Origin of the sequence: Novosphingobium endophyticum (genome assembly GCF_014640675.1) — a bacterium.
GTDB classification, from domain to species: Bacteria; Pseudomonadota; Alphaproteobacteria; order Sphingomonadales; family Sphingomonadaceae; genus Novosphingobium; species Novosphingobium endophyticum.
Genome location: NZ_BMHK01000066.1, coordinates 1 through 7,728, shown reverse-complemented (window position 1 = coordinate 7,728; position 7,728 = coordinate 1). Strand labels below are relative to the sequence as shown.

The 7,728-nt window shown below is 60.5% G+C and carries 9 protein-coding genes and 2 pseudogenes; 2 read left to right on the top strand and 9 right to left on the bottom strand.

Going from position 1 to position 7,728, the window contains the following annotated elements; genetic code table 11:
* Nucleotides 1–301: 301 nt before the first annotated feature.
* Nucleotides 302–760 (bottom strand): helix-turn-helix domain-containing protein, encoded by a 459-nt coding sequence (locus IEX32_RS19825; RefSeq protein WP_188773264.1) that lies wholly within the window; start codon nucleotides 758–760, stop codon nucleotides 302–304.
* A gap of 211 nt (nucleotides 761–971) precedes the next feature.
* Nucleotides 972–1,637, bottom strand: coding sequence for a UPF0149 family protein (locus IEX32_RS19820; RefSeq protein WP_188773263.1), 666 nt, complete (start codon nucleotides 1,635–1,637; stop codon nucleotides 972–974).
* Between the two features lie 255 nt (nucleotides 1,638–1,892).
* On the opposite strand from IEX32_RS19820, the gene IEX32_RS19815 reads away from it, so the two are divergent.
* The gene (locus IEX32_RS19815) at nucleotides 1,893–2,777 is read left to right on the top strand and encodes a competence protein CoiA family protein (protein ID WP_188773262.1); all 885 of its coding nucleotides are present in this window, start codon (nucleotides 1,893–1,895) and stop codon (nucleotides 2,775–2,777) included.
* 377 nt (nucleotides 2,778–3,154) lie between these two features.
* Here IEX32_RS19815 and IEX32_RS20960 read toward each other — a convergent pair whose 3' ends face one another.
* The 5 genes and pseudogenes from IEX32_RS20960 to IEX32_RS21150 form a co-directional block, all read right to left on the bottom strand.
* On the bottom strand, nucleotides 3,155–3,508 hold the full coding sequence (locus IEX32_RS20960; RefSeq protein ID WP_188773261.1) for an SCO family protein: 354 nt from the start codon (nucleotides 3,506–3,508) through the stop codon (nucleotides 3,155–3,157).
* 6 nt (nucleotides 3,509–3,514) lie between these two features.
* Nucleotides 3,515–4,552 (bottom strand): Gfo/Idh/MocA family protein, encoded by a 1,038-nt coding sequence (locus IEX32_RS19805; protein ID WP_188773260.1) that lies wholly within the window; start codon nucleotides 4,550–4,552, stop codon nucleotides 3,515–3,517.
* A gap of 369 nt (nucleotides 4,553–4,921) precedes the next feature.
* A complete protein-coding gene (locus IEX32_RS19800) occupies nucleotides 4,922–5,548 on the bottom strand; it encodes an SIMPL domain-containing protein (RefSeq protein WP_229736519.1) in 627 nt (208 codons plus the stop codon).
* A gap of 242 nt (nucleotides 5,549–5,790) precedes the next feature.
* Nucleotides 5,791–6,396, bottom strand: a complete 606-nt coding sequence (locus IEX32_RS19795) for a 3-methyl-2-oxobutanoate hydroxymethyltransferase (RefSeq protein ID WP_188773259.1) — start codon at nucleotides 6,394–6,396, stop codon at nucleotides 5,791–5,793.
* 116 nt (nucleotides 6,397–6,512) lie between these two features.
* A pseudogene (locus IEX32_RS21150) lies at nucleotides 6,513–6,971 on the bottom strand (type III PLP-dependent enzyme domain-containing protein); the annotation flags it as partial.
* Between IEX32_RS21150 and IEX32_RS20820 the strand changes: the two are divergent.
* On the top strand, nucleotides 6,918–7,079 hold the full coding sequence (locus tag IEX32_RS20820; RefSeq protein ID WP_229736521.1) for a hypothetical protein: 162 nt from the start codon (nucleotides 6,918–6,920) through the stop codon (nucleotides 7,077–7,079). The pseudogene IEX32_RS21150 and the gene IEX32_RS20820 overlap by 54 nt on opposite strands.
* Here IEX32_RS20820 and IEX32_RS20815 read toward each other — a convergent pair.
* Together IEX32_RS20815 and IEX32_RS19780 are read right to left on the bottom strand one after the other, a co-directional pair.
* A pseudogene (locus tag IEX32_RS20815) lies at nucleotides 7,051–7,257 on the bottom strand (glycoside hydrolase family 3 N-terminal domain-containing protein); the annotation flags it as partial. The gene IEX32_RS20820 and the pseudogene IEX32_RS20815 overlap by 29 nt on opposite strands.
* A gap of 212 nt (nucleotides 7,258–7,469) precedes the next feature.
* Nucleotides 7,470–7,728 (bottom strand): hypothetical protein (locus tag IEX32_RS19780; RefSeq protein ID WP_188773256.1); only part of this gene is annotated, 259 nt, incomplete at its 5' end.

Sequence of the window (7,728 nt, the reverse complement as noted above, 5' to 3'; positions counted from 1 at the left end):
GCCTCGTTGCAGGTTGGTCTAGACACCAAAATTCCTACAACAAGCCAATGGTTTACGCTACTCCCGCCAACCATCACGACCAGTCCGATGAATAGGAGAGGCTAGTGGGGCTGTCGGGTAGGCCGCGCTCTTCGAGCAACCTGACGATTGCACGTTCGGTTTCCTCCATGACCTTATTGGACCATCGCACGCGGAAGAACTCCGCTTCGGCAAGGGTTAGGAGAAGGTTCCTGCGCCATACGCTGACCAATGTGCACGCGTCGATAAAGGCGGTGTAGCGGTTGGCGAACATGACTGAGGGTCAGATCAGGTCCGCGTCATCGCTGATAAGCGCGTCCAATGCTCGCGCTCGTTCTTCGTCCCGCTTGGCCTTGTAGGTAAAAATATCCTCTGCCCTTATCCTGCGGTGTCGCCCGACAAAGGTGTGGGGCATCGCATTTTGATCGAGAAGCTTGATCAAGTGTGGGCGTGAAATATTGAGCAGATCCGCAGCTTGCTGGGTGGTCAGCATCTCCTGGATCGGCACCAGCGTCACGGCATGCCCGCTGCCAATATGTCGCAGAAGTTCTAGGAAAATGTCGGACATTGCCGGCGTGAGAGTGACCTCGACAGGCTTCTTCGTCTCCGGCTCGCGGATGCGCAGAGTAGCTTCGCCAGACTTTTGAGCTGCCAGCATGCGGCGCAACTGGTTAGCGATCTGGCGATCGTCAGCCGATGGCAAATGGCCGCCGAAGGGCTCAGAATGCGCTGACAATGTCATGAGAGTCTCTCCGAAGTTGAACGTCCCAATAGCGCATATTCGAAATAAACGCAACACCATTTGGCTCCCGGAGCTCCGCAGCGTGGCTGATAGCGGCCTCGTCGGAGTGTATGAACGGAGGACCGGATTCGAGGAGCTCATTCGGGCCCCGGAACGGCAGCTCTGTCGGCGGCTCCCGCCGGTCTGGTATGGATGCCTCGATGAAGCCACCTCAATTCAGGCCGCAGCACTTCTTGTATTTCTTCCCGGAGCCGCAGGGACACGGATCATTTCGCCCGACCTTTCCTTGCCGCGGAGCTGACGGTCGACTCGGGTCATTCTCCAAACGCCATGCATGGAGCAATTCAACCCAAATCGGAATCAGGTCTGGCGCCTCCCGTGTCCATTGGTCTTCCTTGCTGCGAGATAGCCGTGCATCGCCGTTGGCGATCGCATAAAGCTTCGCGATACCCTTCAGCGCCGCTTTGCAGCCTGCGTCGTTGCTGGCGGCAATGCGACGCCAGCCATCGGGTGCCAAGTCCATCGCCTGCACGAAACCTTCAACCCACATCTCCCAGAGGATGTCGTCGTTCCGGGTGTCGATATCGAACAGCGGCTCATAGCTGCCGGGCTGGGCGAGCGAGGCCAGAACGTCGTTGTAATGCCGCATGATGAGATCGATGAGGTACTGGAAATCCTCCATCTTCTCGAAATGCGGCACTCCCACGCCGTCATCACCAGCCCAGATGTGCTTCAGCCAGCTGCCGGGTGGAACCATATCGGGGCTCACCAGCATGCCGGTGAGGTAGCCGTCGAGCTGGGTCAGTAACATCCAGTCGTCACCCTGGTCGAGCAGCAACTGATCGAGTTCGTCGAGATAGGAAGGAAGTTCGGCCATGAGGCTGATTCCCTATCTCAAGCAGCAGTGAAGCGTCCAGATTTCCGTTTAGGGCGATGGCGAAACTCAAGGCGACTTTGGCTGCCCACATTCCGCCGGTGGGCGGTTTTGCGCCCAAGCTCTGCCATTTCGTGAAGCCTCCGTCTTCATTCCGTGCCGAGGGCTTCTGTACTACCATGCGCCTGTGCTCGGCCGTGACTGGGCACTTCGTAACGTCGCCTCCGATGCTAATTCTTCGACCAAGGTGCGAAGTCGATGGTGCAGCAAAAGATAGAACAGCCCGAACACCGCAATAGCCTGGGCTATGTGATCTCGCAGCGAGGTTTCGGCATGGCGCCAGAGGAAGCCATGATTGTCTGGGGCAACAAGCCGGACGGCACCCGTCTATTCATAGATCAGGCGAGGCGAGGGGCCGCGGATCACCTGAAGTGTGAATGCGGTGCCGAGCTGATTGCGCGCAAAGGCGATGTGCGCGCCCATCACTTTGCCCATGCCTCAGGGGCTGCGCAAAACTGCACGGAGGCACATTTAAAGGCTCTGAGCAAGTTTGCGGCCGATGCCCTGGAACGATTTCGCAAGGTCAGAATTCCCCAAATACCGGGCAAGCCGCAGACCACTACGTTCGCAGAGGCAAAGCCGGAGGTCTTCGGCGCTTTCGGCGGGGTCAGAATAGCCCGGGGCACCGATCATGACCGACGTGAACTTTGCATCCTGTTCAAGGTCAAGCGCGGGAGGGCTCCTCACCTCAAGGAGACGTTCGCAATGGTGGGTGTGTCGGCGATGGTCGTCGACCTCTCACCGTTCCGAAATCTACCCGACGAACGGGTTGCAAATGCCGTGGCCTTCGAGGCTGAAAGGTCATGGCTCCACAACACCAGGCATCCTGAGGCTGAAACCTCTCAAGCGAAAGATGCGATCACCCGAGCAAACTCATCTCGCCGCACTCGCAAACGCGAGTGGGGCAGTCCTTCCCCGGCCCAGTTGCCGAGGATCGAAAAGACAGTGACAGCCGACCAGTCTCGAGCTGATGCCGATTCCGATCGGACGGAACCTAAGGTCAGCATCAGCCGAGAAGAGTGGGACACTCTGTCGCCCGCCGAGTTGCGCCGAAGACTCTTCGGCAGTGAGTATGGCGATTGAGCTCGCCGCTGTCGTCGCTACAGTGAGCATGATCTCGCGTCGAAGGACCACGAGTGGGGCAGTCGTTGGCCCGCGGCTTTTGCAGGTTGTGGTCCAGTTTCCGCCTTTGGTAGGCCGTGAATGTAGGGCGGCTTTCGACGGACCGATTTATGCGCGGGAACGTCGGCTTTGCTGGCGGTGGCCGCCGGCTCAATGGGGCCGCGAGTGCAGGGCAGCATTTCAATATTTTAATCCGCAAGGAGCCATTCCGGAGCCGCCGACATTTCTGCCGTTACCGCTGCCGAATCGGGCTCGTAATTGAGCGTTTCGCCGTTGGTTGGAGAATGCGCAACGACTGGATTGGGCCGTGAAGCCAGCAGTCCCTAGGGGATTTCCACTTACTTCGAAGCTTCATGAGACTCCGAGATTTCGCGGCGCAAGGTTGCGGCCAGACGTGGTGCCTCCATCGCATCGGGATAATGCGCGCGGTACCGGCACTGCGGGTCCATCAGATAGTTCAGGGAGGAATGCGGCATATCGTATTCTTCTGGATCGCCGGTGTCGGCCACCTTCGTGATAATTACCTTGAAGGCGGAACGCATCGCATCAATTTCATCCCGGCTTCCTGTTAACCCGGCGAAGCATGGCCAGCGGGCGTGGCGAAACAGTGCCGTCCTCGGAATGCGAAGAATGGAACCTGCTCTATGCTCGGATTCTGACGTTGCTGCGGAGCCGCCCGCATATGACAGCACCAACCTTTAAAACAGCGGCGGTTCGACATGCCGCGCTCCTGCGATCCAGCGATCCAGTGCACGGGCATTGGCCAGGCTGTCTGTATGGGTCATGCCCGGGCTTTCAAAGTTTTCACGGCCTGCAAGGATAGCTTCGTTCGCAGCCTCGAACTGAAAGCTGTAGACATTCCGCTCTTCGGTAAACGGGATCAATTCGGTCTGTCCTTCGGGCGGGGTGAAGCGGATGTGCGCCGTGCCACCCTGTTTGCCCGACCCGTACCAGAACGCATCCACTTCAAGCCTGCCGCCGGTGCCGACCAGTTGCAGGACATTGTCCTGGCCCAAGGTGATCGACGCGGACAGCTGGGCGATGATCCCATTGCTGAAGATTGCCGTTGCCGTCGCGATTTCATCGACCCCGGTGGGACCCCGCCTGAGCTGACCGTCGATCGAAACTGGCTCAATGCCCTCACGCCCCTCGGCGTGGCCGGCGAGTAACCGGGCGATGGACATGGGATAGCCACCAACATCAAGTATTGCGCCGCCCCCCAGAGCGGGGTCGAACAGGCGATGTTGCGTGTTACGCTCCGGCATCGCGAAGCCGAAGCTGGATCGGATCATCCGCAATTGTCCGATCTTCCCGGCATCGAGAAGGTCGAGGATGAAAGCAGTGATCGGATGGAGGCGATACATATAAGCCTCGCCAAGGAAGGTTCCGCTGTACGAGGCCGCCGCGATCATCGCCTCGACTTCTGCCGCGTTCATTCCCGCTGGCTTTTCGCACAATACGTGTTTGCCCGCCTGCGCCGCTTTGATCGCCCATTCGGCATGGAAGGGATGCGGCGTCGCGATGTAGATGGCATCCACTTCGGGGAGGGAGAGAAGACTGTCGTAACCCTCATATATATCGAGGCCCGGAAACTCGGAAGCCAGCCATGCGCGTGCGCGTGCGCGCGCACTTATCGCCGCAACCTTTCCTGTGGCGGAGCCACTGGCGCCATCAAGGAAGTCCCCGACGATTCCGCCCGTTCCCAGTATTCCCCAGCGGACAATATTGTCTTGCATCGTCTGTGTGTCTTTCGTTTGCCCTAATACCGTATACTCTGTGGAAACGGATGCACCGCCTCCACAGGTGCGGTCAAAGCATAAGCGCGCGCCAAGGGATTGATGTTGCAGGTTGTGAAATCATTGATCTGCATTCAAGTCCGGACGTATCAGCTACTGCGAGATCGCGCGAATAGGTCAGTCGGTCATCGATCACGACTTCGAAATGCGAAACCTCAACGTCCGCTCCCCCGACCTTGCCGTCGTTTAGGCGTTCAGCAGTCGGTCCTGATTTCTGCCGTTGGGCGTCTCTCGTGGGCAGATGAACCTACGGCAGGTTGCAACGACCTGTTCGGGCGCCGCGATGGGCGGCTTTGTCGGCGGCACCCCCTATTGTGGCCGCAGCGCGAAATCGACCTGTATGGACACATTGCTGGCGGTCTGTCCGGCCATGATCCTTGCCCCTCCCTGTTCCGGCGCCGGGGGTGGTGGAGGTGCGACTTGCAGCGCAACGGGCGGCGACGCGGCGTCCATGCGGGCAGCCACTTCTGCTGGCGGCAGATAGCGCGTGCCCTGCGATCCGCCGGCATCGCGAATGTAGAGCACCCGGCTCACTTCCATGCCTGCCGCCTCGGCATAGGCTTCAGCACGGCGCCGGGCTGCCTTGTAGGCCTCCGCATAAGCGAGATTGGCAGTGGCTTCCGGATCGCTCATCGTCAGATTGGGGCCATTGACGATATTGGCGCCAGCTTCCGTCACCGCTGCCACGGCAGCGCCTGCGCTATCGACGTTCCGTACGGTGACATTGACCGTATTCACTGCCTGGAACTGGCCCTTGCGGTCGCCCCAGTCGATCCGATCTACCGAGACGGCGCGGGTCTGGATGTCCTTCTCCTCGATACCGAGCTTCCCGAGCGCGCCGACGATCTCACCGATTTTCCTGGCATTCGCGGAACTGGCGTCCTTGGCGNCCGGTGGCGCTGACGGAAAGCAGGGTTTCTGATCGATCCACCCCACGCGAATCGGATGAGGCCTGGCCGCAGGCAGCAAGCAGCAGCAACGGCACGGCCGCAAGCGCCGGAGCGAAATTGCCGGCTGCGAGGTTTGTCATGGCTTTTCTCTCCAGGGCGTCGAGGCGCTCGGAGCTCGGCGCTCGGCCCCCGCTTGGGACAGCGGCCATGAAAATCGGCTGAATGGACGTCAACTGACAAGACAGCGATCTTGGACGCTGAATGACCGGATTGTTGGCGATTGGCGCCTCACCCCCTTCCAGGCAAATGGCCGCATCCTTCGGCCCATGGATTGAGCCCGGCGAGCCATGCTGCGTCCTCAAGACGTAATGCCGAAGGGGGCGACAGCGGAAATTCGCCCAATGCCACCAGCTTCAGAAGCACTTCCATCTTTCGGGCAATCTGGTCTTCCGTGTAGGCCGCTGGGAATTCCTTCGTGTCGAATTCCGCAGTCGGCGGAAAATAGCGCGCCTTGAAGCCAGGTCGGAACACCGCATCCCACACGTTGACCGATTGGCCGCCCCGACTGGATTTGCCACTGAAGATCGCAAAGGTCGGTATTGCATCGGAGTGATCGGCAAGCGCGCGGTGGACCAGTTCGTCCACCTTTTCCAGCACCAGGCTTTCCGCCCCGGCCGCGCGAACCCGGCGCGCCAGCGCGAAGAGGTCCGCCGCCGCATCGGCGGAGCCGCCCACCCTGCTCCGCTCGCCGCCCTGAGGCGTGTAGCCGATATGCGCCATGACCCGGAATCCCTCGCGAACGAGGGCATGGATGATGTCGACCGTCTCCTCGCCGGCCCCTGCGCCGCCGGCGTCCGAAAATGATGCGTCCCGCCCCTGCACAGTGCGAACCATCGCCCGCCGCTCTGCTTGAGATCGACGATTTCTGTCGCATAGACCCCGCAAAAGCCGCTGAGGAAGCGGCCGAGTTCAAACCTCAGCGAAACAGCCTGCATGCGGTATTCGGCAATGGCCTGCTCCAGGTCGCCCATGAACGCGGGCCAGTCGAACTGACGCTGCGGCTCCCGGTAGTCGATGCCAATGCCGCCGCCCATGTTGAGATGGTCGATCCGCAGGCCCCACCGATCCCGCCATCGGTGGAAGCGATCGAAATAGGTCCGGATGATCCGGATATGCGCCTGCCGGTCGAGCTGGTGCGAAAGCGAGTGAATGTGGAAGCCGCGCAGGTTCAGTATGGGATTTTCCGCGAGGAAGGCAACGCAATCGTCCAGGGCTGCTTCGTCCACTCCAAACGGTGAGGGAGCGCCTCCCATCATCAGCCGGCTGTCGGCACCGTCGAGGCCGACATTGACCCGCAGCAGAATGGGTATTTTCCGTCCCGCTCGTCGGACCAACCCGGCCAGGCGCCTCAATTCATGCAGGCTCTCGACGTGGATCAGCTCCACGCCCGCTTCGACGGCGAGCGCCAGTTCGTCGTCGAGCTTGGCGGGACCGCCGAAAACGACCGGTGCCTGGCCCCTTTTTATCCCGGCGTTGACACCTGCGGGCGTTTGGGATCGGGGCCTGCATGCCTGTGATGTAGGCGACGTCCAATTGCGCAGTCAGGAAGGGATCTTCGCCATAGGTTTCCTGGCCGCGGCCCCACCAGGGATCGCGGAAGATGTTGATGTTCGGTGACCAGACGGCAAGCCCGCTGCCCTTGCCGATCTGGCCGCGGGGCCTTGCGGTGGCAATAGCCCCTACTGTCGCGGAAATCCCGCCAATCCGCTTCGGTGCAGGCCGAAAATCTGATGGTGACCAGACTCGTGCAGGCTTACCGTGAGCAGGCCGGAAGAGCGGCATGCGATACCATTCGCTCCGAGACCCGCAGACCGCCGACGGTCTCTCGTTTGCCACGAGACCGTGCGACGTTCGCAACAGCGCAGAACGATCCATGCAAATTCGAGTACCGACGGCTCCCCTGGAGGCTATTGGTCACCCGGCGCTGCGCCTCCCGAAATTCCCTCCCATCCTTCACCTTGAGGCACACCGTCAGGGCCGCGGCGCGGTGGCAGCGCATTCACGATCACGCGGACCTCCCCGTAGTTCTGCGCCAGCGTTTGATTGTCCGGGTCAACCAATCCGTCGCGCTGCCCGTTGGCGGTCAGCCTGATGATGTAATTTCCCGGCGCGGTGAAGCTTACCGTGCGGGTAACGTCGACTTTCTGCAACGGTTTGGAAAGGATC